This window comes from Pseudooceanicola sp. NS-SX9, from assembly GCF_057380705.1.
On record NZ_CM170818.1, the window covers coordinates 3,156,464 to 3,180,820 of the forward strand.

General features: G+C 63.1%; 19 protein-coding genes. 2 read left to right on the plus strand and 17 right to left on the minus strand.

All coding sequences use genetic code 11. The features are described from left to right. Positions 1–136 precede the first annotated feature (136 nt). The 9 genes from AC2ITM_RS15005 to AC2ITM_RS15045 all read right to left on the minus strand — a co-directional run bounded on the left by AC2ITM_RS15005 (position 137) and on the right by AC2ITM_RS15045 (position 14,816). Complete coding sequence (locus AC2ITM_RS15005; RefSeq protein ID WP_486467434.1) at positions 137–3,241, minus strand: efflux RND transporter permease subunit; 3,105 nt, start codon at positions 3,239–3,241, stop codon at positions 137–139. A 6-nt stretch (positions 3,242–3,247) separates the two neighbouring features. After that, on the minus strand, positions 3,248–4,471 hold the full coding sequence (locus AC2ITM_RS15010) for an efflux RND transporter periplasmic adaptor subunit (protein WP_486467435.1): 1,224 nt from the start codon (positions 4,469–4,471) through the stop codon (positions 3,248–3,250). A 212-nt stretch (positions 4,472–4,683) separates the two neighbouring features. Then, positions 4,684–8,574, minus strand: coding sequence for an amino acid adenylation domain-containing protein (locus AC2ITM_RS15015; RefSeq protein ID WP_486467436.1), 3,891 nt, complete (start codon positions 8,572–8,574; stop codon positions 4,684–4,686). Beyond that, entirely contained in the window at positions 8,571–8,819 is a 249-nt protein-coding gene (locus tag AC2ITM_RS15020; RefSeq protein WP_486467437.1) for a phosphopantetheine-binding protein, read from the minus strand. Before AC2ITM_RS15020 ends, AC2ITM_RS15015 begins: the two co-directional genes overlap by 4 nt. Beyond that, positions 8,816–10,462: a (2,3-dihydroxybenzoyl)adenylate synthase gene (locus AC2ITM_RS15025; protein ID WP_486467438.1), complete on the minus strand. Its 1,647-nt coding sequence runs from the start codon at positions 10,460–10,462 to the stop codon at positions 8,816–8,818. The genes AC2ITM_RS15020 and AC2ITM_RS15025 overlap by 4 nt, the downstream gene beginning before the upstream one ends. A gap of 59 nt (positions 10,463–10,521) precedes the next feature. Continuing rightward, positions 10,522–11,913, minus strand: a complete 1,392-nt coding sequence (locus tag AC2ITM_RS15030) for a YncE family protein (RefSeq protein ID WP_486467439.1) — start codon at positions 11,911–11,913, stop codon at positions 10,522–10,524. A gap of 246 nt (positions 11,914–12,159) precedes the next feature. Beyond that, positions 12,160–12,981, minus strand: coding sequence for an alpha/beta hydrolase (locus tag AC2ITM_RS15035; RefSeq protein WP_486467440.1), 822 nt, complete (start codon positions 12,979–12,981; stop codon positions 12,160–12,162). Positions 12,982–13,083: 102 nt separating this feature from the next. Next, positions 13,084–14,361 carry a 3-phosphoshikimate 1-carboxyvinyltransferase gene (aroA, locus tag AC2ITM_RS15040; protein ID WP_486467441.1) on the minus strand — a complete coding sequence of 426 codons (1,278 nt, stop codon included), beginning with the start codon at positions 14,359–14,361 and terminating at the stop codon, positions 13,084–13,086. A 242-nt stretch (positions 14,362–14,603) separates the two neighbouring features. Further along, positions 14,604–14,816: a hypothetical protein gene (locus AC2ITM_RS15045; RefSeq protein WP_486467442.1), complete on the minus strand. Its 213-nt coding sequence runs from the start codon at positions 14,814–14,816 to the stop codon at positions 14,604–14,606. Positions 14,817–15,002: 186 nt separating this feature from the next. Here AC2ITM_RS15045 and AC2ITM_RS15050 point away from each other — a divergent pair, with 186 nt between their 5' ends. Further along, on the plus strand, positions 15,003–15,749 hold the full coding sequence (locus AC2ITM_RS15050; RefSeq protein ID WP_486467443.1) for a hypothetical protein: 747 nt from the start codon (positions 15,003–15,005) through the stop codon (positions 15,747–15,749). Next, a complete protein-coding gene (locus tag AC2ITM_RS15055) occupies positions 15,749–16,291 on the plus strand; it encodes a hypothetical protein (protein WP_486467444.1) in 543 nt (180 codons plus the stop codon). The genes AC2ITM_RS15050 and AC2ITM_RS15055 overlap by 1 nt, the downstream gene beginning before the upstream one ends. 12 nt (positions 16,292–16,303) lie before the next feature. Here AC2ITM_RS15055 and AC2ITM_RS15060 read toward each other — a convergent pair whose 3' ends face one another. The 8 genes from AC2ITM_RS15060 to AC2ITM_RS15095 form a co-directional block, all read right to left on the minus strand. Then, positions 16,304–16,972: a DUF2290 domain-containing protein gene (locus AC2ITM_RS15060; RefSeq protein ID WP_486467445.1), complete on the minus strand. Its 669-nt coding sequence runs from the start codon at positions 16,970–16,972 to the stop codon at positions 16,304–16,306. Beyond that, positions 16,973–19,105: a DEAD/DEAH box helicase gene (locus tag AC2ITM_RS15065; protein WP_486467446.1), complete on the minus strand. Its 2,133-nt coding sequence runs from the start codon at positions 19,103–19,105 to the stop codon at positions 16,973–16,975. It lies immediately after the preceding gene. A gap of 372 nt (positions 19,106–19,477) precedes the next feature. Further along, the gene (locus AC2ITM_RS15070) at positions 19,478–20,512 is read right to left on the minus strand and encodes a TrbL/VirB6 family protein (RefSeq protein ID WP_486469447.1); all 1,035 of its coding nucleotides are present in this window, start codon (positions 20,510–20,512) and stop codon (positions 19,478–19,480) included. Then, complete coding sequence (locus tag AC2ITM_RS15075; RefSeq protein ID WP_486467447.1) at positions 20,512–20,922, minus strand: hypothetical protein; 411 nt, start codon at positions 20,920–20,922, stop codon at positions 20,512–20,514. The genes AC2ITM_RS15070 and AC2ITM_RS15075 overlap by 1 nt, the downstream gene beginning before the upstream one ends. A 15-nt stretch (positions 20,923–20,937) precedes the next feature. Further along, positions 20,938–21,252: a hypothetical protein gene (locus tag AC2ITM_RS15080; protein WP_486467448.1), complete on the minus strand. Its 315-nt coding sequence runs from the start codon at positions 21,250–21,252 to the stop codon at positions 20,938–20,940. Beyond that, positions 21,236–22,756 carry a relaxase family protein gene (locus tag AC2ITM_RS15085; protein WP_486467449.1) on the minus strand — a complete coding sequence of 507 codons (1,521 nt, stop codon included), beginning with the start codon at positions 22,754–22,756 and terminating at the stop codon, positions 21,236–21,238. The genes AC2ITM_RS15080 and AC2ITM_RS15085 overlap by 17 nt, the downstream gene beginning before the upstream one ends. Further along, entirely contained in the window at positions 22,750–23,238 is a 489-nt protein-coding gene (locus AC2ITM_RS15090) for a plasmid mobilization protein (RefSeq protein WP_486467450.1), read from the minus strand. The genes AC2ITM_RS15085 and AC2ITM_RS15090 overlap by 7 nt, the downstream gene beginning before the upstream one ends. Then, the gene (locus AC2ITM_RS15095; protein ID WP_486467451.1) at positions 23,232–24,110 is read right to left on the minus strand and encodes a hypothetical protein; all 879 of its coding nucleotides are present in this window, start codon (positions 24,108–24,110) and stop codon (positions 23,232–23,234) included. Before AC2ITM_RS15095 ends, AC2ITM_RS15090 begins: the two co-directional genes overlap by 7 nt. Positions 24,111–24,357 lie beyond the last annotated feature (247 nt).

The following is a 24,357-nucleotide window of genomic DNA, read 5'->3' on the forward strand; positions in this document are numbered from 1 at the left end:
ACGCAGCGGCAGGCCACAGGAAAGAGGAATTTCATCAAGTTTTTCATTTAGTTGGTTAACAAACTCTTACACCCCTAGGAACGGCAACGGGCGGCAGGGATGTCCTGCCGCCCGCCCTTGCGCCCTGTCACCTGCCTCAGCGCGGCTGGCGGCGCGCCTCGCGGTCAGATATCCGCCGGATCAGCACGTAGAAGCTGGGGACCATGAAGACGCCGATGAAGGTTGCCGCGATCATGCCGCCCAGCACGCCGATGCCGATGGCATTCTGCGCCGCAGCCCCGGCCCCTGTGGCCAGCGCCAGCGGCACCACCCCCAGGATGAAGGCGAACGAGGTCATCAGGATCGGCCGCAACCGCATCCGTGCGGCCTCGATCGTGGCGGCGACCAGGGGCTTGCCCTGGGCCTCCAGGTCCTTGGCGAATTCGACGATCAGGATGGCGTTCTTGGCGGCCAGGCCGATGGTCGTCAGGATGCCCACCTTGAAGTAGACATCGTTGTCGCCCGCCGCGACCCAGGCCGCGACCAGCGCCCCCAGCACACCCACCGGCACCACCAGCATGACCGAGAACGGCACCGACCAGCTTTCGTAGAGCGCCGCCAGCGACAGGAAGACCACCAGCACCGACAGCGCATAAAGGTAGGGCGCCTGGTTGCCGGACTGCTGTTCCTGATAGGAAATGCCGGTCCAGGCCACGCCGTAGCCGCCTGGCAGCTTGGCCACCAGTTCCTCCATCGCCTTCATCGCATCGCCCGAGGACACGCCCGCCCCCGCCTGCCCCGAGATCGACATCGCATTGGTGCCCCCGATCCGCGACAGCGTCGGCGAGGCCGAGACCCACTGCGTCGTCATGAAGGCCGAGAACGGCACCATCTCTCCGTCGGAATTGATGGCGTACCAGTCGTCGATATCCTCGGGCTGCATCCGGTAGGGGGCGTCGCCCTGCACGATGACCGGGCGCAGGTTGCCGTTCATGTTGAAGTCGTTCACCGTCTTGCCGGTAAAGATCGTCGACAGCAGCGTGTTCACCGCCGAGGGCGTCACGCCAAAGCTCTGCGCCTTCTGCTGGTCGATGTTGATGCGCAGCACGGCCTCGGATTCATCGCCCGTGACACGCAGGTTCTGCGCCCGGCCATCCTGCTGGACCAGGGTTTCCAGCTGCTTGGTGGCCTCGATCATGGCGGCATTGCCATTGTTGGCCTGATCCACCATGTACATCGAGAACCCCGAGGTATTGCCCATCCCCGGGATCGCCGGCGGCTGCAGGAAGAACACCCGCCCCGCCCGCAGGGTGCCGAAGGCCTTGTTGCCGGCCTGCACCAGGGCGCCGGCGGTCTGGTCCGCCCCGGTCCGCTGGTCGAAATCCTTCAGCTTGACGAAGATCATCGCCTGGTTCGCCCCGGTCCCCCCGAAGGCAAAGCCCAGCGTGGCAAAGGTGCTGTCGACGCTGGCGGCTTCCTTGGTCTTCAGCCAGTCGTCGATCTGGTCCACGACGCTCTTGGTCTGCGTCGTGGTCGAGCCCTCGGTCAGCTTGACGATCACCATCATCACGCCCTGATCCTCGGAGGGCAGGAAGGACGAGGGGATGCGCTTGTAGACCTGGGTGGCGGCGGCCACCACCAGCGCCAGCACGAAGATCATCACCACCGGCGCCTTCAGGAAGCGCCGCACGGTGCCGCCATAGCCCTGACTGACGCGCTCGAAGTTGCGGTTGAACCAGCGGGCCGGGGCGATGGCGCGGCCATGGGCGGGCTTCAGCATCGTCGCGCACAGCGCCGGCGACAGGATCAGCGCCACCAGCGCCGACAGCACCATGGCCGAGATGATCGTCACCGAGAACTGCCGGTAGATCACCCCGGTCGAGCCCCCCATGAAGGCCATCGGCAGGAACACCGCCGACAGCACCAGCGCGATGCCGACCAGCGCGCCGGTGATCTGGCCCATGGATTTCTCGGTGGCGGCAAGGGGCGACAGGCCCTCTTCCTCCATCACGCGCTCGACGTTCTCGACCACGACGATGGCGTCATCGACCAGAAGGCCGATGGCCAGAACCATGGCGAACATCGTCAGCGTGTTGATCGTGAACCCCATGGTGGCCAGGATCGCGAAGGTGCCCATCAGCACCACCGGCACGGCGATGATCGGAATGAGCGTCGCCCGCCATTTCTGCAGGAACACCAGGATCACCAGCAGCACCAGCAGCACGGCCTCGCCCAGGGTGTGGTAGACCTTTTCGATCGACAGCTGCACGAAGGGCGAGGTGTCGTAGGCATAGTGGATCGTGACGCCCTCGGGCAGCGCGGGTTGCAGCCTGGCCAGCGTCGCGCGCACGGCGGCGGCGGTGTCGATGGCATTGGCGCCCGCCGCCAGGTTGACGCCGAAGCCGGCCGCGTTCTCGCCATTGAAGAACGAGTTGACGCCGTAATCCTCCTGGCCGATCTCGACCCGGGCGACATCGCCCAGGTAGACTGCGCTGCCGTCGGCCTCGGTCTTCAGCAGGATCTGCTCGAACTGCTCGGCCGAGGTCAGCTGGCTTTGCGCGGTGATGGTGGCGGTGAACTGCTGGCCCTGGGTGGTGGGCAATTCGCCCAGCGTGCCCACGGACACGGTGGTGTTCTGGTTCGCCACCGCCGTCGTCACGTCGCTGGGCGTCAGCTGGTACTGCGCCAGTTTCAGCGGATCCAGCCAGATCCGCATCGCATAGCCGGAACCAAAGACGTTGATGCCGCCGACACCGGTGGTGCGTTCCACCGGGCCCTCGATCATGTTGGTGATGATGTCGCCCAGCTGAACGGTGGAATAGCGCCCGTCCGCGGAGACAATCGCCCCGACCATCAGGATCGAATCCGACGAACGCGACACCTTCACCCCCGCGGTCACGACCGCATCGGGCAGCTGGCTCTCGATCGAGGAGACCTTCACCTGGACCTCGTTCTGGGCGTCTATCGGGTCGATCGAGCCGTCGAAGGTCAGCGTCACCCGCGCCGATCCCTGCCGCGAGGAACTCTCCATGTAGAGCATCCCGTCAAGGCCGGTCAGCGCGTCCTCGATGGTCGAGGTGACGGAATTCTGCACCGCATCGGCGGTGGCGCCGCTGTAGGTGGCGGTGATGCGGATCGTGGTGGGGGCGATCTCGGGATATTGCGAGACCGGCAGCTGGGTATAGGCGAAGGTGCCCGCCAGGATCGTGACCAGCGCCAGCACCCAGGCAAAGACGGGGCGGTGAATGAAGAAACGGACCATCGGGCGTCAGTTCCCGTTGCCCGAGGCGGCCTTGGCCGCATCGGTCTTGGTGCCGCCGGTCTTGGCCGCGTCACCCGGGTTGGCATTGGTCTGGTCGACCACCAGGCCGTTCTTGTCGATGGTGACGGGCACGGTCTTGATCTTGGTGCCCGCCTTCATGTCGCGCAGGCCGTCGACCAGCAGCTTGTCGCCCGGTTCCACCCCTTGGGTGACCACCCAGGCGTTTTCGTAGCTGCCCTGCGAGGTCAGCACCACCTGCTTGGCCACGCCATCGGCGGCGATGAAGGCCGTCAGCGTTCCGTCCGAGGCCCGGTCGGTGGCGCGCTGCGGCACCAGGATCCCCTGCCGGGTGCCCAGCACGATGGCGACGCGCAGGAACTGGCCGGGCAGGATCAGCCGGTCGGGGTTGTCGAATTCGAAGCGGAAGTCCACCGATCCGGTGGTGGTCGAGACGATGGCGCTCGGGCTGACGAGGGTCCCCTTGCGTTCATAGGTCTGGCCGGTTTCCAGCGTCAGGGTGACGTCCAGCTTGTCGGCCCGCGTCAGCGTGCCGTCGGCGATCATCTGGCGCACCCGCAGCATCCGGGCCGAACTTTCCTGCACGTCGACATAAATCGGGTCCAGCCGCGTGACCGTGGTCAGCGCATCGGTCTGGTTCGCCGTCACCAGCGCGCCGACCGTATAGGCGGGCACGTCGGGGATGCCGTTGATCGGGCTGCGGATCACCGTGCGGTCCAGGTTCAGCTGCGCCGATTTCAGCGTCGCCTCGGCCGAGCTGAGCGTCGCCTTGGCCGAGGCCAGCGTCGCCTGCGCGGTTTCCAGATCGCCCTGCGTGACGCCGACGCCGTTCAGCCGCTGGTAGCGGTTGACGGTGGCCTGGGCGGCGGACAGGGCGGCCTCGGCGCTGGCCTTCTCGGCCTTGGCGGCGGCAAGGGCCACGTCATAGGTGTCGCTATCCAGGGTGAACAGCACGTCTCCGGCCTTCACCGGGCGGCCGGCGGTGTAGTTGATCTGCTCGATCGTGCCTTCGACACGGGGGCGGATCTCGGTCTGGTCGCGGGCCACGGCGCGGCCCGGCAGGGTCAGGGAATAGGGCACGCTGGAGGATTGCAGCGTCACCACGCCGACCTCGGTCGGACCAAGTTTCTGGGCGAACTGGGCATTCGCCAGTCCAGGCACGGCAATAAGCGCCAGAATGGCAATTGTCCTGCGCAGGGCAAGCATGGTCATGGAGTCTCCCAAGGGCTGGCGGACCGGATCACGGAAAAGGATAATGTGTGTGGAACGAATGAGTACGGGAATTCCGTCCCCTCTGAGTTGAGCTTTTCGTGACACTCCGTGCAAACCTGTACCAGTCAATTGCGCAAGACAGGCACGTGAAAACGAATGACCGCCGCGGCCCGGAGGCAGCGGCGGTCATTTGACCGGCAAAGCGGCGATCGTCAGTCCTGGCGATGGGCCGGGCGGTCGGGCACCAGATGGGCGGCGATGCGGCGGCTGACGCGATCCGACACCATGTCGGCATGGCGGCAGTCGATGTCCCAGACCTGCAGCGCGCCTGCATAGGGCTGCCACAGCGCCGGGGTCCGGGTGCTGCCCGCATGATCGAGGCGCGCGTGCACATGGGTGACGGGGACCGCGACGCGCGGTTCGTGATGGCCGCGCACCAGCCGGTTGACCTGCTGGACAGAGCGCACCACCCCGTGCTGCGCCGCCATCGGCAGATGCCCCAGCGGATGGCCGGTTTCCCGCAGGAAGCCCAGGATCTGCGCGCGCGTCACCAGATGCGGATAGGCATCGGGGTCATGGCCCGCAATCGCCAGCAGCGCGCGCAGGGCGGCGCCCTCGTCGGGCTCGGGCTCGTTGCGCCAGCATTCGGACGGATAGGCATCCAGCAGGATCAGCGCGGCGACCTCGCGGCCGCGCGATTCCAGTTCGGCCGCGACGGCATGGGCGATGATGCCGCCCAGCGACCAGCCCAGCAGATGCAGCGGCCCCTCGGGGCGTTCCGCGGCGATCCAGTCCGCATATTGCGCGGCCAGAGCCGTCAGGCTGTCGGGCAGCGGCGCGTTGGGATCCAGCAGCGGCGACTGCACGCCGATGACCTGCCAGGGTTTCAGGTGCCGCGCCAGACGGCGATAGCACCAGGAAATCCCGCCCGCCGGGTGGATGGCGAACAGCGTCTTGTCGCCCTGCCCCTTCGACAGCCGCACCAGTGGCCCAAGGCCGTCGTCGCTGTGCCCCGCGCGGTCCAGCCGCTGCGCCAGATCCGCCAGCACCGGGGCCTCGAAGATGGCGCCAAGGCCGGGGTCGGTGCCAAGGGCCTCCTCGATGGCCAGCGACAGCTGCACCGCCTTCAGGCTGTCGCCGCCCGCGGCAAAGAAATCAGCCTCGGCCGAGGCAGGCCCGGGCAGGCCCAGGATCTGCGCATAAAGATCCGCCAGGACAGTTTCGGTGCCGGGGGCGGCCGGACGCGCGGCCGGTGCATCGCCGAACTGCGGCGCCGGAAGTTGCCGGCGGTCCAGCTTGCCTGAAGGGTTCAGCGGGAAAGCATCCAGCCGCAGGATCGCGGCCGGTTGCATCATCGCCGGAAGGCGACCGCTCAGGGCCGCGCGGATATGGTCGGCATCGGCTTCGGGCGCCACCACATAGGCCACCAGCCGCGCCTTGCCCGCATGGTCGGGGGGCGCAAGGACAGCGGCCTGGGTGACAAGGCCTGTGGCCTCCAGCGCGGCCTCGATCTCGCCCAGCTCGATGCGCACGCCGCGGATCTTCACCTGATGGTCGATCCGGCCCAGGAAGGTCAGCGTGCCGTCGGGCGCGGCCATCGCCAGATCGCCGGTGTCGTACATGCGTTCACCGGGCACGAAGGGATCCGCCGGGAACCGTTCCGCCGTCAGGTCGGGCCGCCCCAGATAGCCGCGCGCCAGTTGCCGCCCCGCCAGATAAAGCCGCCCCGCGACCCCATCGGGCACCGGCCGTCCGCGCGGGTCCAGCAGATAGAGGCGCGTGTTCCACACCGGCCTGCCGATCGGCACCGAGGCACCCTGCTCCTGCCCGGTCGCAGGCTGATAGGTGACGTCCACGGCGGCCTCGGTCGGGCCATAAAGGTTGTGCAGCGTGCCGGTGATGCGCTCGCCGAACTGCCGCGCCAGGCTGGCGGGCAAGGCCTCGCCACTGGCGAAGACGCGGTCGATCACCAGCCCGGCCGAGGCCGGCGCCGCCAGGAACAGCGACAGCATCGAGGGCACGAAATGCAGCGTGGTGATCGCCTCGTCACGGATGATCCCCGCCAGCTGGACCGGATCGCGATGGGCGCCGGGGGGCGCCACCACCAGCGCCGCCCCCGACAGGAAGGGCAGGAAGAATTCCCAGACCGACACGTCGAAGGTGGCGGGCGTCTTCTGCAGGATCCGGTCTGCGGGGCCGAAACCGTAGTGGTCGCGCATCCACAGCAGCCGGTTCACGATGGCCCGATGGTCGATCACCACGCCCTTGGGCTGCCCGGTCGAACCGGAGGTGAACAGCACATAGGCCGCATCCTCGGGCCCGGGGGCTGTGGGCTGCGCACGCGGGCCTTCGGACCAGGTCTCGGGCGGCAGCACCGGCACGTCCTGACCGGCGGTGTCAAAGCCCGCCTCGGCCAGCACCAGCCGGGGCGCGGCGCGTTCCAGCATGTCAGCCCGCCGCGCCGAGGCATCCTCGGGGTCGAGCGGCACATAGGCCGCGCCCGCCCGCACCACCGCCTGCAGCGCCACGATCAGCGCGACCGAACGCGGCAGCGCCACGGCCACGACGCTGCCCGGGCCGATGCCGCGCGCGGCAAGATTGCCGGCCAGATCGTCGATGGCCGCATCCAGCTGCGCGGCGTTCAGCCGGGTGTCGCCGAAGACCAGCGCGGGGGCATCGGGCGCGGCGCGCAGCCGGTCGCGGATCAGCGCCGCCAGCGTCGTGTCGGGCACCGGATGGGCGGTGGCGTTGCGTGTGATCACATGGGTTTCATGCTCGGCCGGGGTCAGCGTCGGCACATCGGCCAGACGCTCTGCGCCAAGGGCTGCGGCCAGGAAGGCGGTCAGCCGTTCCGCATGGGCGGTGGTCATGGCGCGGTCGTAAAGATGCGGGTTGGCATCGGCCTGCACCAGCAGCCCCGCCCCGCCATCACCACGGAAGCAGAAGGTCAGGTCATCGACAGAGCCCGCGCCCAGGATCTGCAGGCGCGTCGTCAGCCCCGCCATCTTGGGCGTCGCATCGAAGGGCAGCACGTTGACCAGCGGCCCGTGCAGCCGCTGCCCGGCGCCGATCCGGCCCAGTTCACGGCGCAGCGCCTCGCCGCGGTAACGGCCATGCCGGCGCATCCCGGCCATGCGTTCGGCGGCAGCGGCCAGCCAGTCAGCCAGCGGCGCGTCCTCGTCCACGGCAAGGCGCAGCGGCAGCACGTTGACGATCGAGGCCGGCACGCGCGAGGCCTTCGTGCCCATCCGGTTCATCAGCGGCACGCCCAGCACGACCTCGGGGGTGTCTTCGCGGGGCGGCAGGCAGCGGGCCACATAGGCGCCCGAAAGCGCGGTCAGGATGTCGGGCCACGACAGCCCCGTGCGCGCGGCCAGATCATGCAGCGCGCTGCGGGCGGCTTCCGGCAGCGGCACCTCGGCGCGGTGGAACCAGCGGGCCGAGGCCGCATCCCCGGGGGCCATCCCTTCGACTGCCCCCAGCCCGGAAAGGGCCTCGTGCCACCAGGCGCGGTCCTTGTCGCGTCTGGGGCCGTCACGATAGGCCGCATCCGCGTCCATGGCCTGACGATAGGAAGGAAAGGCGGGGCCGGGTTCGGTGCCGGTGACGGCGGCATTGTAAAGCTCGGCCAGGCGGTTGGTGATCAGCACCATGGCATAGCCGTCGGCGGCAAGGTGGTGGATGCGCTCGGACAGGATGTGGCGCCCGGGGCCCAGCACCCACAGCGTGAAGCCCGCGATCGGGCCATGGGCCAGATCGGCGGGGGCCTTGGCCTCGGCCAGGATGGCGGCACGGGCGGCGGCTTCGGGGTCGGCCTCGGCCGAGAGATCGCGCAGGGCAAGGCGCGGCGCGCCGCCCGGTTGCAGCCATTGCCGCGGGCCGTCGCGGGTTTCCGTGAACCGCAGCGACAGGCATTCGGCCTCTTGTCCCAGCCGGTCAACCGCCTCCGACAGGGCCGCCACATCCAGCGGCCCGTCGATGTGCAGGGCCTGCCCGGTCATGAAGACCGGGCTGCCGGGATCGCGGCGCTGCGCGTACCAGATGCCATCCTGGCTGTCGGCGAGCGCGAAACGCCCCGCCTCGATCACACCCGCGACGCTCACTTTGCCTGCGCCCCGGCCGCGATCTGCCACCAGTCCTCGAAGGTCTCGGCCTCCATGAAAAGCGAGAATTCCAGGCCCGGGATGACCTCGCCCCATTGCATCAGCAGGGTCATGACCTGCATGGAATCAAGGCCCAGATCGACCAGGCTTTCGTCCGGTTCGACCTCGGCCACGGGGATGCCGATCTGGGCGGCGATGTCGGCCTGCATCTGGTCGCGGCTCAGGGCCAGTTCAGTGTCGCTCATGCGGTTTGTTCCTTCTGGGCGGCCTCGTCTGCCAGCACCTCGTCGCGCAGGGTGATGCGCAGCTGGCGGCGGCTGATCTTGCCGACGGCAGTGATGCCGAAACCGTCGACAAAGCGGATCTCGTCGGGGATCTTGAAGGCGGCGATCTGGCGGCCACGCATGAACTTGCGCAGCTCGACCGCCTTCAGCACATGGCCGTCGCGGGGTTTCACGAAGGCGCAGATGCGTTCGCCCAGATGGGCATCGGGGATCGAGACCACCACCGCGTCAAAGACGCCGGGATGGGCCAGCAGGTGGTCCTCGACCTCTTCGGCGCTGATCTTTTCACCGGCGCGGTTGATGTGGTCGCCCGCCCGACCCTGCACCACCAGATTGCCATCCGCCCGCCGCAGCACGATGTCGCCCGAGCGGTAATGGTCGTTTTCAAAGCTGCGGGCATTGGCGCCCGGCTCGTCATGATAGGCGTTGATCGTGTAGGGGCCGCGGGTCAGCACATGGCCGGGCGTGCCCTCGGGGACGGGGTTTCCGGCGTCATCCAGCAGCAGGATCTCGTCATCGGGCGAAATCGGGCGCCCTTGGGTGGTGACGATGGTTTCCTCGTCATCATCGAGGCGGGTGTAGTTCACCAGCCCCTCGGCCATGCCGAAGACCTGCTGCAGGGTGCAGCCCAGCACCGGACGCACGCGGCGCGCGCTTTCGGGCAGGAACTTGGCGCCGCCCACCTGCAGGACCTGAAGGCTGGGCAGTTCGGGTTTCATCCGTTCGGCCGCATCCAGCCACAGCAGGGCCAGCGGCGGCACCAGCGCGGTGATCGTCACGCCTTCCTTCGCGATCAGCGGGAAGGCCGCGTCGGGGACCGGCGAATGGCCCAGGACCACGGTGCCGCCGGCGTAGAAGGTGCCGAAGGTGCCGGGGCTCGACATGGTGAAGTTGTGGCCGACGGGCAGCACCGCAAGAAACTTGCTGTCGGGGGTCAGGCCACAGATCCGGGCGCTTTCGCGCAGGGTATAGATATAGTCGTCATGGGTGCGCGGGATCAGTTTCGACAGCCCCGTCGAACCGCCCGAGATCTGCACGAAGGCTACGGATTCGGGATCGGGATCGGCGGGCAGCGTCGCCGGATCACCCTGCACATCGGCCATGGCGGTGAACCCGCTGTCGCCCGGATCGCCCGCGACGATGACATGTGTCAGGCCCGGCAGGTCCGCCTGAAGCTCGGCCGCGAGGGGGCGGTAGTCAAAGCCATCCGCCTTGTCGGGGATGATCAGGCCGCAGGCCTCGGACTTGCGCAGCAGGTGCTCAATCTCGGTGCGGCGATGGGCGGGCAGCGCAAAGACCGGGATCAGACCGGCAGCGAACAGGCCGAAGGTCGCGTAGAAGAAATCGGGCGTGTTGCCCAGCTGGACCAGCACCCGGTCGCCGGGTTTCAGACCCAGACCCGCCAGACCGGCACCAAAGCACTGCGACCGCTCGGCCATCTGGGCATAGGTGACGCGGGTATCACGGTGCACCAGCGCGATCCGGTCGGCAAAGTCGCGGGCCCGGTCGCGCAGCAGCGCAGGAAAGGTGGCGCCGGTCCAATAGCCCTTGGCGCGGTAGAGCGCGGCACGGTCGGCCGGGAAGATCTGCTCGAGCGGTTTCATCGGGTGCACTCCGTTCTGGAAAACGGCCGCGCCCTGCGGAGGGCGCGGCCGAGAAAGGCTTAGTCTTTCAGGGTGATGCGGGTGATCTTGTCGCCCGTTGCATCGTCATCGCCCTGACGCTTGTTGACGACCAGCACGCCGCCGTCCTCGTCCGCGATCAGGTGGTTCGGGAAAGAGCCGATCTTGAGGTTGCCGATCACGTCCCCCTCGGGCGAAAGCACCGCAACCGTCCCCGAGGCGCGCACCGCCACGTAGACATCGCCATCCTTCGCCACCGCCACGTTCAGCGGCATCGAGCCCACCGGAACGCTCTTGATCAGCTTGCCCGAGGCCATGTCGAGGATCGACACGTCATCGCTGCCGGCATTGGCGGTGTAGATGTGGTGGCGCTCGGGATCGACGGCCAGACCGATGACACGCTCGGCATCGGGCACGTCATAGCTGGCGGTCTGCTTGCCGGAGGCCAGATCCACCACGGCGACCTCGGAGGTGCCAAGACCCGCGACATAAAGCGTGCCCGTGGCCGGATCCAGCGCCAGGCCCGCGGTGCCGAAGGTCTCGCCGCGCTTGCGGGATTTCAGCTCGATCGTGGCGACGTGTTCCAGGGTCTTCTCGTCGAAGACCTCGACATCGGGGGTGAAGGTGGCCGAGACATAGGCCTTGCCGTCAAACACCTTCACGTCGCGCGGATGCGCCACGCTGTCATCGGGGAACTGCTTGATCAGCTTCAGGTCGTCGGTGGAATAGACCGCCACGGTGTTCTGGCGCGAATTCGTCACCCAGACCTGCCCCGCCTTGGCATCCACATCCAGGCCATAGACCGCATAGACGCCGCCCTTGTCAGAGGCCGGAGGCGTGACTTCGGCGATCTTCTTCAGGGTCTTGGCATCGTATTTCGCGACCGTGCTCTGCTCGACCGGGGGGCGGCCGTTGGCGGCGGCCACGAAGACCGCGTTCAGCGAGGGGGCCTCGGCCACCTGGTAAAGGCCCGGCACGCCGTCATGGGCGGCAACGGTGAACTTGTCGGCGCCGACATCGCCCAGATCGGGCGCCACGCGGACATCGAAGGTGGTGGCATAGGGCGGATCCTGGAATTCCGCGACCACCGGATAGGCGCCGACCTCGGCATTGGCGGGGATCGAGACGGCCAGGCTGAAGGTGCCGTCGGCGCCCACGGTGACGGGTTCACCGCCGTTCAGGGCAACGCCGCTCTGGCGGAAGGTGATCTTCTGGCCGGGGGTCAGGTTGCGCCCTTTCAGATCCACCTTGGTGCCCGGCAGGATCGGGCCGGGCGCGGCCGCCATGGCGATGAACTGCCCGTGCGAGGTGCCGGTTTTGGTGAAGGCATCCTGTGCCTGGACGCTGCCTGCGGTGACCAGAAGGCCCGCGATGGCGGCGGCGACAAGCCAGCTCCCCTGGCGGCGGCGCGGCTGACCGGAAACATGGGTCATGCTGAAAAGACCTTTCGCTGCTTGGGGCATCTGACACGCGGCCCCGTCGATGTTCAGAGGTCCCTGTTCGCTTGCAGCGGCGCTGTGGCTGGTCCGAAGGCCATGCCTTCGCGCGGGGCCAGGGCGGACCCGCCCCCCGCGGTTCCGGCGCGGGGTGAACGCGCCGAGGATTAGTATTCCTGATAAAGTTAGTCAACTAATGACGGGAGCACAGGCGCCCTCACGTTGCCTCGACCGCTCAGGCGCTTAGAGCGGCACGCCGAGCGCCAGCGCGCGCCAGCTTTCACGGACCGAGCGGCTGTAGGTTTCGCCATGCGAGAGGCCGGGGAAGAGGGTCAGACCGGGGCTGCGACCGGCGCGCACGAAGGCCTGCGCCAGGTCCGGCAGGGCAGATTCGGGCAGCGCGTCGCGCATTTCCATGAAGGCGCGGGCCTCGGGGCGCTGCGAGCGCGTGGCGCGGGCCTTTTCGGCGCTGCCATAGTGGAAGGTGACGGGAAGGCGCGGGCGCTGCCCGGCGGCCAGCTGCGCCTGCAGCCCGCGCAGGAAGGCCTGGTTATCCCACCAGAGCGCGGGACTGGCGGCAACCGCCCCGGCAAAGGGCGTGTCCCCCTGCCCCATCGCGTGCCGCAACACGAACAGCCCGCCATAGCTGTGCCCCCACAGCCACCTTTGCCCGGCATCGACCGGCGCCAGCCCTTCGGCCCCGGCGATGATCTGCGGCAGCAGGGCCTCGAAGGCGGCGGCGCCACCGGCGGCGCGGCCGTGCGGATCCAGCACCGGGCGGCCCTGCGGATCGGGGGGCGTGTAGTCACGGGTGCGCTCGATGCGGGCAAAGCGGGCGTCGGTTTCGGCGCCCAGCGTCACCAGCACGGCACCGGGGCCTTCGGCGCAGCGGGCGCGCACCGGCGCGTCGATGTCCTGCAACGCGGCATTGCCATCCAGCGCGTAAAGCACCGGAAAGCCGCCCGGCGGCGGCGCATGGTCGGGGATCAGCAGACGGATGTGATGGCGAAGCGGCCCCGGGGACGGCAGAAAGAAGGCCTCGTGCCGGTAGGCATCTGCGGACATGCGTGCTCCTTGCGGGGGCGTCCCCCGTGGCTCGGTGGTCGATCTGGCTGGCATTCCGCTGGCAGCGGCGGACCTTAGCGATCCGCCGCCCTGATGCAAGGGTCAGGCGACCGGCGTCACCACCACCCCGAGGGACGCCATGTCGCGCCAGTATTCGGGATAGGTCTTGGAGGTGCAGCCCGGATCCAGGATGCGGATCCCCTGCACCTTCAGCCCGGCCAGGGCAAAGCACATGGCGATGCGGTGATCGGCATAGGTCTCGATCTCGGCGGGCAGGGTCTGGCCGGCGAAGGCGGGGCTGCCCTCGACGATCAGGTCGTCGCCCTCTTCGCGGGCAAGACCCGGGCGGATGCGGTTCAGTTCCGTCGACAGCGCCCGGATCCGGTCGCATTCCTTGACCCGCAGGTTCGCAATGCCGGTAAAGCGCACCGGGGTTTCGTTGAACATCGCCATGACCGCCAGCGTCGGGATCGCATCCTGCATCTGGTCACCGACGATTTCCGCCGGCATCCGGGGGAACTGCGCGATCACCGCATGGGCGCGGGCGTCAGGCTGGCTCATCCCATCAGCCTGGGCACCGATGTCGATGGCACCGCCCGTCAGCACCTCGGCAGCCCAGAGGTAGGTCGCGGCCGAGGCATCGGGTTCGATGGCGTAATCCGCGGCCACATAGCCCGTCGGATGGATCAGCCAGGCCAGCGGGCCGACCTCCTCGACCTTGGCACCAAAGGCGCGCATGACGGACAGCGTGATGTCGACATATCCGCGCGAGCCGATGGCCCCGCCCGTCACCTGCACCCGGATCGGCATCGGCGCCACGGGCGCGGCCATCAGCAGCGCCGAGACATACTGGCTGGAGAGCGAGCCGTCGATTTCCAGCAGCCTTTCCGTCTGCGAGGCCAGCGCGCCCGGGTTGCCCCGGATCACCACCGGCGGGCAGCCGGTTTCGGTGGCCGCATCGACGCCCAGCCGGTTCAGCGCGTCGACCAGGGGGCGGATCGGGCGTTTCTGCATATGCGCATCGCCGGTGATGACGACCTCGCCTTCGACAAAGGCGCAGGCGGCGGTCAGGAAGCGCACGGCGGTGCCGGCATTGCCCAGGAAAAGCGGCGCCTCCGGGGCGACCAGATGCCCGGGAGAGGTGACGGTAAAGGTGGTGCCGTCCTGCGTGACCTCGACCCCCATGGCGCGCAGGGCGGTCATCATGTGGCGGGTGTCATCGCTGGTCAGCGCGCCGGTCAGCCGGCTGGTGCCCCGCGACAGCGCCGCCACCAGCAGCGCCCGGTTGGTGATGGATTTCGACCCCGGCAGGGTGACCCGCCCGGCAAGCGGCTGGACGGGCGGCGTGATGTCGACGGCGTGAAGCGGATCTGCGGGCATGGCTGGGGTCTTCCGGTCTGTGGTCGGGTGCCCTCCCTTACAATGCCCGGAGCCCTTGCGGTAGCCCCGGCAGGACGGACAGCCCCCGGGCCTGCGCCAGAAGTCGGGTACCACATGCGGAAGGAAGGGGGGTGGCGGAGACGAAGGAAAGTGTATTTTTTCATCAACGAATTGATTTTAAACATTTTTTTGAAGGGTGATTTCTTGCGTACCACATTTCAAACCACGACAAGAGTATCATCTTACTTCGCTTTGCCTGTCTTGGCGTCATGCCGCTCGTCTTCGGTGCTCAGTCGATCCAGTAGCGCTTGAAGAATGATTTCCTCGATCGTCTCAATCCGCAGACCATGTTCATATGCAAGACGGTCAACAAGGTAAGCAATTTCTGGATTTTTAGGCCCATACATGGGCCAGTCGTTCAACTCGTGGCTGTCAGGATGTGCTCGTGGTTCCATTGTCTGTCCCTTGCATAGTGCTTAGGTGCTCGGAGCTACCCAGCCGCAGCGAAGCCATCTAAGATTCTGAAATTCAACACACTTTCATAAACACATGTGTTCATTGGATTTTATTGCCATTCAGTGAAGCTAGATGATACGGTGAAGGCGGCGTCTCGACTACCGTTGGCCGTCAAGAGTGAGACCATGAGCAAGAACTACACATTGTACATCAAGGCCTACACGCCCGAAACCATTCCGATGGCTCGGCTGGCTCAGTACATGCAAAATCTCGCCGCCATGCTAGGCCACGACGCCGCGGTTCACTTCGACACGCTGAAGCCTGGGAGCACGCAACTCGTGACTAGAGTTGACCATGAAGAAGTGCCTAAGGTCGAAGCTCATATCGCCCAAGTAAAAAGAGGCGAAGGAGGCCCCGAGGCAAATAAGGCTAAGGCAGAGATTGATCGCTTGCTTGCGGAAGATAATGCGACAGGCTTCGTATACGAAAACGATGATCAAAGCGCGGAAATAATTGCATTCCCGGGAGTAGAGCGCGCTAAGCCAGAGACATACGGTCCGTTCAATCAGGACGGAACGCTAGATGGTATCTTGGTCAGTGTGAGTGGCGCAGATCAGACTGTGCACCTTCAGCTGCAAAACGGCGGGATTAAGTATACTGGCATTGACACAAATCGCGAAACCGCTCGACGCCTCGCCAAACATATGTACGAGGAAGTGCGAATATTCGGGACGGGTAGATGGCTTCGCGATCAAGGGGGCAATTGGGTTCTTAAAAAGTTCCGTGTGGACAATTTTGTGGTGCTCGCGCCGGGCAGCATTAAAGATGTCATTGATCATATGCGCGAGATTGAAGGAAGCGACTGGTTGGAAATGGACGATCCGATTGGCGCGCTGAAAGCTCTGCGGGAGAAGGGGAACGGCTTACACTAATGGTTGTTTTCGATAGCTCAATTTTGCTGCTAGTTTTGGACCCAAGCGCCAAGGCGCCAGTCGATTTAAATACTGGCAATCTTGTGGAGAGTTCCGCTGAACGGATTGAGCACCTGATCGCCAATCTTACCGCAGATAAGGAGAAAATCGTAATCCCTACACCCGTTCTGAGCGAGGTACTGGTTCATGCGGGCACTGCAATGCAGTCATATCTTGACGTACTTAACGGGCACGGTGCATTTAGGATTGCCCCGTTCGACCAAAAGGCGGCTATCGAAGCGGCGCTCGCTATGAGTGATGCAATAAAAAGGGGCGGACATCGCATTGATGCTGCAAACCCGGATGCCACTAAAACTAAGATAAAGTTTGACCGACAAATCGTCGCGATAGCGAAGGCTGAAGGAGCACATACAGTTTATTCCGATGATGCGGATGTGCACAGCTACGCAAGACACTCAGGATTAAAGGTCTGCCGAACCGCTGACCTTGATCTGCCTCCAGAGGATCCGCAGCAATCCTGGAATTTCGATGAAGAGCATTGAAAGTCGGCTGCTCTAGTCGAAGCTCCAATATAAATCTGCTCTTTCTCGTTTCGTCGCCGTTGCTGCGAAATCAGCAACGCCGCCTTTCCACTCCGAACAGAGCTCGTGATACGGCGTGTTGTAGAAAGCCCTAAGAACAAAATTCAAGAATCGATACGGCGTTAAAGCGCCGACTACCGGTATTCTACAGTTCTTATACTGACCCACCGTGAAATGCGAAGCTGGGTGAACGTAATCCTGGAATGATGAAAGATCAAAGTCAAATCGGACGGGAGTCGTCACGATATCTTTCATGACAACCTCAGCAAAGAGAACATCAGTCTCATAAATTTCTGGATCGTTTTGATACTCCAGCAAATCCGGAGAGGGGTAGAAGGAAAGTACGTGCTTCAAGAGCTCGTTCTTCCGAAATCGGTAGCGAAATTGCACGAGGGCGCCATCAATCAGGCGCATATTGAAGGCTCTCTTTTGCCGGAGTACCTCATAGGTTTCCGCATAAGGCCTATTGCGCAACGCGGCTGACGCCTCTTCCAGCCCCGAAATTGACACCTCATCCACCGCGCCCTTTTCAGATGGATGGGTTGTCATGCTCGGAAAGTTAGCTTCCACACACAAGCCAACTTCGATCATTTTCGAAGTTAGCTCACGAATTTCCGCGGCAACCGAATTGAACTCTCCCATTTACTGCTTTCCCAGGAGACCGCGGAGAGCTTGAATGTCACTTTCGGCCAAGTCATCCAATTGAATGTCTCCTGCCGCGAGCTGCTGCACGATGACAGACATGGATTGCTTGGCGGATTTAACTTTTTTCTTTTCTTCAGCAGACATGTCCCGGTTAACCACTCGTAGTCGGGCACGTAGATCTTCGTCGGGGTACACGAAATCAAGGCGATAATCGTGCTCCACAATAGAGTTATATTCCTTGACCAACCCATCCATATTTGGGCCGACGCCGGTGACACGCACCCAGGCTTTGCTTCGGGTCATCGCAGTGAAGAGTCTATTCCGAACTTTGCCAATTTCCCCAAAGGAGCTGTAGCAATCTTGGGCATTGATAACGTAGACCATGCCGGCTTCATTTCCTTTTGCACGGAAGATTCCAGTAAAGGCAACGGAGCCCTCATCAGGCTTGAAGAACACATCTCCCGACGTGTCCACGCCAGCCAAGTGCGAAGGGATTCCCTTATCGAAGAGAATTTTCCTGATTGCGCCGACCTGTTTAGCTGTGCTCATGGGGTCTGGATTGATTACGATAATGTCTTCTGGCCTCAGCTCATCGTAAGTGAGGTTCTTTATAATCTGATCAGCCACCCATTGGGCCTGCGAGCTAACATCCTGAAAGCTCTCAAAGATGATAAGCTCGTCGACTACACTCGGACGCTCCAGAAACTCTGGGCTGGCGACCTTTGTGCGCCCCAAGGAGACCTTTTCGCCGTCTTCAAGTTGGCCGTCTAAGACCTCATATCCTACATCTGTCCAAAGTTCTGCGCGATCAAACATTTGCGTGAGGCCAGTGTTGAGCTTTTTATCCGGCTCTCGATAAATTCCAAATCCCAGCGCATGAGCGGAAGCGAGTACTGGCCGCGAGTTTCGATAACATTTGTCTAGGATGATGTCTTGGCTCGCAACCGAACCGTCGAAAGTGACAAGCGGCTTATTGTTTTGGTCTGTACCGAAAATTTCTTCTGGTGCCGGTAGGCTAGCATCCGTGAGCGACTGTAGTTCGTCATAAGCATAGACTAGCCGCTTCTCGGGGCCCAGAGAGTGGTAGCATAGCCTTAGAAAGGCCGGATCAAAGTCTTGCGCTTCATCAATAAGAATAGCATCATACATCGGCTTGATCGATTTAACTTCAGATAGCGCAGCTGCTGTTACGCCAGCGAAAGCCCCATCATAGCCATACTTGCTTTTAGCCTGCTGGAAATCATAATAGGAAGCGCCGTTTTCCACGCAGAACTGATAATAGATTCCGGATCGACTTGCGCCGCCGGGTGCGCCCCATGCGTTAATCACTTTGATATTTTCGTTTGGCTGTTCGCCAGTCTGTTCCACAACGAAGGTTTCGATCAGTCTTAGGAACTGCTCTTTAAGCGAACGAGTATTGAAGGTAACTGCAATCTTCCAATCTGGATTCTGAGAGTGGAGATAAGCCGCCTTCAGCGCCAGAACAATTGTTTTGCCTGAGCCAGCAAGTCCTCGAATCCGTTGAACGCCTTCAACTGTTTCGATAACAGCTTTGCTTTGGCGGGCATCGAGATTTGCTATGGATTCCTCAAGGAGCTGGAGTGCAGCTCCATGGGAATCGGACCTGACATTGGCTCTGCGCCGCCGATTCCTGCGAATGGTCGAGATTGACTGGATAACAGACAATACCGATTCATAAAGCGCAGGCTCGCCCCAGGAAATAGATTGAATAGCTTGTACGATCTCCTCATCATTAACAATCCTACGTCCTTCGTCGTCTTCTCCAGACGGTAGCAAAGGCGCGTAGGTCAATGTCTCGGGCACAGCGAGAAGCTTTCGACCTTTACGAAGAGATTTGTGCTGCATGAATTTTGCATCAAGCAGACTGGCGACGTCATCTTGCAGCTCACCGTAGCCCTGGGCTTCCTTGCCTTCAACCAAGTTGATGGCGACTACACCGTGCTCTCGCGATATGAGAAGTGCGTCAATAGAAATGGATTCATCAGACGAAGACAGGACGGGGTAGCCGACATAAAGAACACCTTCCAGTTGCGAAAAGTGTTTCTCGAACGTCTCAACAAGCCTGTCGGTCGAAACGGGTTTCCTGGCCGACCCCCTGATAATTTCCATTGCTTTTCTTTCTTACATGTGGGCCTTCAAACCGTCTTGTAGCAACTTCACTTGCCTTCGGAAACCTCGAACGACACCCGCTTACTGTGTGCGGGCAGGCTGGTTGGCCAGCGCCGATGTTATCGATGGGGACAGCGCTTGGCATGCGGTGGGGTTGGCCTTCGGCTGGGCTACGTGTCAACGATACATCACGGGGAGACCCTGCTACGGGCTGAAAGCCGAGGTCTTTCGTTAACATCCGTGCCGATCGCCTGCCTACTGCTGGCAGACGATGGCAGCTGAACAGTTTTTCGCGGCGTAGCGAGCGCACAACTTCTGGTCGCTGTGCATTCTGTTGGCCACGAGTCGGTGGCCCGCTTCTGCTACCCAAAGTCACTTCTTTAGGCGCTCGGTTCGCTCCATCCTGTGGCGCATCTTTGTGCCAGTGCTTACCGAGGCGGTTGAGTTTCTCAACGTGTCGGAAGTTCGCGTTCTCTCTTGACCTAGTTTCCTATTTTCGTTGGCACGTCCGCGAGATGCGTTGCTAATGGCTGGTGTCGCGTTTCTTCGAGGAAGTACCTGTCTAATTCCCGCGCTCACACTGGAGGCTGCCCAGCCAGCTTGCAGATTTCCTGATAGCATGGGCACGATGAAGGGAATTGCCAGTACCATAGCAAGAGACAGGATTACTACTCCGAGAAACGGCACCATCTTCCCAGCTTTGTCGGCTGTATCGATCGAGCCGAGATCACTGACGAGCAAGCTAACCAAGCCGAAGACCATCGAAAAGACCCCAGCGATCACGACTGGATAGAGGGCGAAGCTCGCCAGTGACGACATCCAGCGATGAAAATAGTCCTTAGTCACGTCAAACATCGAGCAGAGGATCATGATCGGCGCCAGACCAACCAGCAGCGTGATCATCATTTTCGCAAGAACCAAAACAGCTCCGGCCAGCCCGCCCACTAGGGCAATCAGGGCCATGAAGAAAACGCCCATCAGCGCCTTGCTGACCCTCGACATATGAGAGGCGGCTTCATTCCCGTACTCTGCCAGCCGGTCCATTTGCAGATCGAACCGCGCCGCGAAATAGGCCGACCCAATCGCATCCTCGCCGGTCGCTGAGCCGATCAGGCTGCCAGCGAGCTCGTCCAGCCCGTCGATCAGGTGCTGGCTGACAAAGTTGAAGTTCGCCCAGTTCAGCGCGAACGCCTTGATCAAGCTGATCTTGAAGAGCAGCACTAGCATCTCTCGCCCGTCCATGGGCCGAATTTGCCATGCCATGTTGATGAAGAGCGCGATGATCGCAACGGTCGCGGCCCCCATGATGATCGTGCCGGAAATCTCTGCTACGGCGGCGAACTGCGAAGTTGCGACGGTATCTAGGCCCTTGTCGGCTGCCTCTACGATGAATGTAACGATCCCCATCAATCAGCCTCCTGACATTGTTCCCGCAGTGCTGCGCGAAGGTTCGAAATGACAGGGAAATACTCGGTGGCGGCCCAGGTGACATGAAGGCTGTCCGTTGCCTGCGGATCAGCGAAGCCAAGCGCGTCGAACTCCTCTTTGATGCTGGACCAGTCAGGCCAGAGTGCATCGCAGGCACATGAGCCCGCCTCTAGCGCCGCCTGGTGTCTTCGAAGGGAATAGAGGTCATCTGCGGCGGTATTGCGCCATGCATCGCGGAATCCCCTGTAGGTCATTCCATCCGGGCGCTTTCTGACCGTGCAGCCGTAGCGATCTGTTCGGGCAGAGCTGGCGGAAAGTAAAGGCGTGGCCGTATCTGCGTAGACGGGGCCAGCTGAGGCGATCAGGATTAGCGTGGTGAGCAATTTCATGTCGGTTTCCTCCGATCAGTCGGCGCTTCGAGGTGATTGATCGATGTGCGTGAAGTCGCGGCTCGGTGCCGCGCTCAGCCAACCTTGGATCGCGGCGAGATTGCCGTGTTCGCTGAGCACGATTTCCAGCCCGTGGCGAAATCCTTTCGGGCACTGGTTGGCGTATCGTCGGGCCTGCGCGCCCAGCTCGAAGGCATAGCTGTCGTCCCAGCATGCCCCGCTACGGATTAGCACCCCGATGCGCTCCAAGGCGTCGAACGCGCGATCACTGCCCGGACGCCATGCCAGCCATGGGTTCACCGGGAAGCGCGGTTTAGTGTTGGAGCGCATGGGTATCCTCCCTGTCTTCGCTCAGCGCGTCTCGAGGTGCTTCTTCGCTCTCTGCGCCTGTTCCATGCTGTCGTTGAGCTGCGCGGAATCCGGCATCCAAGCGCTCAATGCTGCGGCTAAGGAGAGCTGTGATCTGAGCAACGCGATCACGGAGCTGCGTAACCCAGCCAGCTCCGTCCGCGTCTCCTCGCCGTAGGTTGTCAACTCCTGCGCGGATTCCTTCGAGGCTTCCGTCAACCGCTCGACGCAGCTCAGCAATTCGCGCTCTAACGCTGTCAGACCATGCATCGCTCACTCCTTCGGCAGAACGAGACAGTCCACCGGCGCCCCCGCCAATTGACACCGGTCCAGCGTCGCCCGGCCATCGCGTGGGATCAGATAAGTCGCCTCGGGACGGTCGATCACTCGCAGACCCATCGTGTTCAGGTTCGGCATCAGCCAGGTCATGACCGACCATGTCGAAATCCCCGTGCTGATCATCAGGCAGCAAGCTACCAATGTCGGCCACATCAGGGCTTTCCACTCCGGCCGTGCTGCGTTCGCGCTCTGCCTCATGAGGTGTTTCCTCACGCGCAGCAGGTAGCCTTCCGTATCGGTCTTGATTGTAGCCAGCGCGTTTTCGGCAATGCCCTTCAAATCGGTCCTGAAGCTCTGCAACTGTGCGTCGATCGAGGCGGCGTTCTCGGCCCTGATCCGCTCCATGTCCGCGTTCAGCTTCTCGCTCAACCGTTGCTTCGGCTCTCCAGTTTTCATGAAAACACGTCCCTTTTAGTCTGAAATTTTCTTTTGAGATTGGATCGACGATCGAGACAGTGTTGCCTCGCTGCCGATTGACCTCGTACCCCGCGTCCTGAAACGCGGTGATCAAGGTCGCACGATCCGTGATGAGCCCGACCGAGATATGATCACGTAACCAATCATGGATTTCTGCCCGGGCTTGCTTCCGCTCCGCTGACTCCCTGACTTCTTTGAAGTCGAGCCTGCGTGCTGCATCCAAAGGATCGGCCCATCCATGGGTTCTGTTCATCAAGTCGCGCAGGCTGTCGAAGGCACGCTCATAGCCGGGCGGGGCAATGTTGAGGCTGTGCCCGCTGTACAGCTCCATGCGCGGCGTGCAGAAATGCAGCTCGACGCGATCCTCGTGGGTGTGGCGCACCCAGAGGCAGGCGTAGCGGTCTGCATCGAGCCCGGCGAAGGCGATCTCTTCGAAACGGTCGATCACCTCCTGCTGCTGGTCTTCGGTCGGGGCGTCCTCGCCGGCGAAGCTGACGACGCCGGCGCGGTAGGTCCATTGGTGCGGGCAAGCGTCGATCAGGTCGATCATGCCCTGTGGATCGCCGCGCACGACCTCTGGCAGCGGCGCACGCGTCACGGTCATGGGCTGGCCCGACGCATCGCGGATCAGGTCGCGGTTGTCGTCATAAGCCAGCACGGTGCGGGCGGTCAGGTATTCGACCGGCCCCGCACCGCCGCCTTTGCCGTTGGGAAAGAACTTGATCAGCATCCGGGCGGCCTCCGATGCTGTGCAAGGATTTCCACCAACCGCCGCTCGATGCTCACCAGCGCCGCCGCCACGCGCAGGGCTTCGACCTCGCTGGATCGGCCCGCGCGGGTCGCCGTGTTCAACCAGCGCGCGATCTGGTTGAGGTTCCCGCCGTAGCGCGCCACGGCCAGAACGAGAGAAGGGTCAACGCGGGGTGCGGGTTTGCGTCGCCGAGACTGCGTGGCCCACAGGGCCTCCCGCAGCAGCTCGGCGGCAGACAAACCCGCCGCTTCGGCTTTCGCTCGAAGCGCCGCCTTCTCTTGCGCCGAGCATCGGAAAACGAAGGTTTCCGTGCGCGGCTCCTTTGCGCGGCCTAGGGCCGCGCCGGTGGGGTTCGAAGGGGAGGCTTGCCACCCCTCGCAAGGTCCCGTGTCAGAAGCGTCAGCGTATGACATGGGTCGCCTTGCTCTTTGTGCAGACTGCTTGATGTTCGAGGTCACCATGCCACCTCCGCACGGCGAAGCTCTGCCTCTGCAACCAGGCCACGCGCCAGCAACTCACTGGCCTGATTGCGGGAAATGTGCTGGCACATCCAATTGCGCTCCCGAACGTATCTGGCGAGCTGGCGAAAGTGCTTTCCCTCTTTTTCGGCCGCGTCGATTTGCGCTTCACGGGCCTCTTCGACATAGCGCTTCCAGCGGCTCTCCCGGAACCAGTTGTCAGAGAAGCACACCTTCGAGCGGGTGTAGCCTTCGGTCTCGGTCGCGTAGGCTCGGACTGCGCAGGATAGCTCCTCAGCAGGTGTCCCGTCGTCGAGTGCCTGTTGGAAATGCTGGCGACAGGTGGTCTTTTTCCGTCGCCGATCCGCCGGATAGGCTGACCAAGCTTTCTCGAAATCCTGATTATCCGCCTCGCGTGCATCCACGCGCGTAGGTGGTTTCTGGGTGGTTTTAGTATGGTTTGGGGGTCGTGAAGACCCCGGGGGTGGGGTCGTGGTGACCTCGGGGGCCGGGTCATTCGCATCCGGGGTCTTGCTGACCCCGGTTTGCTGTTGCCCCCCTTGAGCGTCCGTTTTTCTTTTCGTCAGGTCATGCAGATTGGACACGGTTGCAAGACAAATGCGATACTCGTTTGTGTACCCGTAGTCACATTCGCGCTCCCCTGTCTGAACTAGGATGCCCTCGGCGATGAAGTCACGAACGATGCGCTTGACCGTGGCCAAGCTCAGTTCGGTGAACTTCGCGATGCTGTGTTTGGAGCAATAGACGCCCTCGCCATCGTCAGAAGCCTTGTCCGCCAAGAACATGATGACTTGCTTGCGTGGGGCGCTGCCGAACTTGCGTTTATTGCATCGATTTGAGACCTGCCAACTCATGACGCGTCCGCCCTCAGGAAGGCCGAGCAGACATTTCGCGGCAGGAAGCCTACAAGGGAGGGCAGACCAGACATCGACGCCGTTCCTGATAAATTGGGTCGAACGCGACCACGTAGTTTCGCGTGGCCCTCGTTAGGGGCGCGCACCATGAGTGCAGCGCCAGGCTCATTTGTGTGCATCATTGAGCAAGCCTTTCCCGGCAGCCCGCCTCAGGCGGTCTGGCGATACCGAGAACGGCATCGGCTAC

Excerpts from the sequence above, each read along its gene's own strand:
- AC2ITM_RS15005 (WP_486467434.1), bottom strand. The coding sequence starts at position 3,241 with ATGGTCCGTTTCTTCATTCACCGCCCCGTCTTTGCCTGGGTGCTGGCG.
- AC2ITM_RS15010 (WP_486467435.1), bottom strand. The coding sequence starts at position 4,471 with ATGACCATGCTTGCCCTGCGCAGGACAATTGCCATTCTGGCGCTTATT.
- AC2ITM_RS15020 (WP_486467437.1), bottom strand. The coding sequence starts at position 8,819 with ATGAGCGACACTGAACTGGCCCTGAGCCGCGACCAGATGCAGGCCGAC.
- AC2ITM_RS15025 (WP_486467438.1), bottom strand. The coding sequence starts at position 10,462 with ATGAAACCGCTCGAGCAGATCTTCCCGGCCGACCGTGCCGCGCTCTAC.
- AC2ITM_RS15030 (WP_486467439.1), bottom strand. The coding sequence starts at position 11,913 with ATGACCCATGTTTCCGGTCAGCCGCGCCGCCGCCAGGGGAGCTGGCTT.
- AC2ITM_RS15035 (WP_486467440.1), bottom strand. The coding sequence starts at position 12,981 with ATGTCCGCAGATGCCTACCGGCACGAGGCCTTCTTTCTGCCGTCCCCG.
- aroA (WP_486467441.1), bottom strand. The coding sequence starts at position 14,361 with ATGCCCGCAGATCCGCTTCACGCCGTCGACATCACGCCGCCCGTCCAG.
- AC2ITM_RS15045 (WP_486467442.1), bottom strand. The coding sequence starts at position 14,816 with ATGGAACCACGAGCACATCCTGACAGCCACGAGTTGAACGACTGGCCC.
- AC2ITM_RS15050 (WP_486467443.1), top strand. The coding sequence starts at position 15,003 with ATGAGCAAGAACTACACATTGTACATCAAGGCCTACACGCCCGAAACC.
- AC2ITM_RS15055 (WP_486467444.1), top strand. The coding sequence starts at position 15,749 with ATGGTTGTTTTCGATAGCTCAATTTTGCTGCTAGTTTTGGACCCAAGC.
- AC2ITM_RS15060 (WP_486467445.1), bottom strand. The coding sequence starts at position 16,972 with ATGGGAGAGTTCAATTCGGTTGCCGCGGAAATTCGTGAGCTAACTTCG.
- AC2ITM_RS15065 (WP_486467446.1), bottom strand. The coding sequence starts at position 19,105 with ATGGAAATTATCAGGGGGTCGGCCAGGAAACCCGTTTCGACCGACAGG.
- AC2ITM_RS15070 (WP_486469447.1), bottom strand. The coding sequence starts at position 20,512 with ATGGGGATCGTTACATTCATCGTAGAGGCAGCCGACAAGGGCCTAGAT.
- AC2ITM_RS15075 (WP_486467447.1), bottom strand. The coding sequence starts at position 20,922 with ATGAAATTGCTCACCACGCTAATCCTGATCGCCTCAGCTGGCCCCGTC.
- AC2ITM_RS15080 (WP_486467448.1), bottom strand. The coding sequence starts at position 21,252 with ATGCGCTCCAACACTAAACCGCGCTTCCCGGTGAACCCATGGCTGGCA.
- AC2ITM_RS15085 (WP_486467449.1), bottom strand. The coding sequence starts at position 22,756 with ATGCTGATCAAGTTCTTTCCCAACGGCAAAGGCGGCGGTGCGGGGCCG.
- AC2ITM_RS15090 (WP_486467450.1), bottom strand. The coding sequence starts at position 23,238 with ATGGTGACCTCGAACATCAAGCAGTCTGCACAAAGAGCAAGGCGACCC.
- AC2ITM_RS15095 (WP_486467451.1), bottom strand. The coding sequence starts at position 24,110 with ATGAGTTGGCAGGTCTCAAATCGATGCAATAAACGCAAGTTCGGCAGC.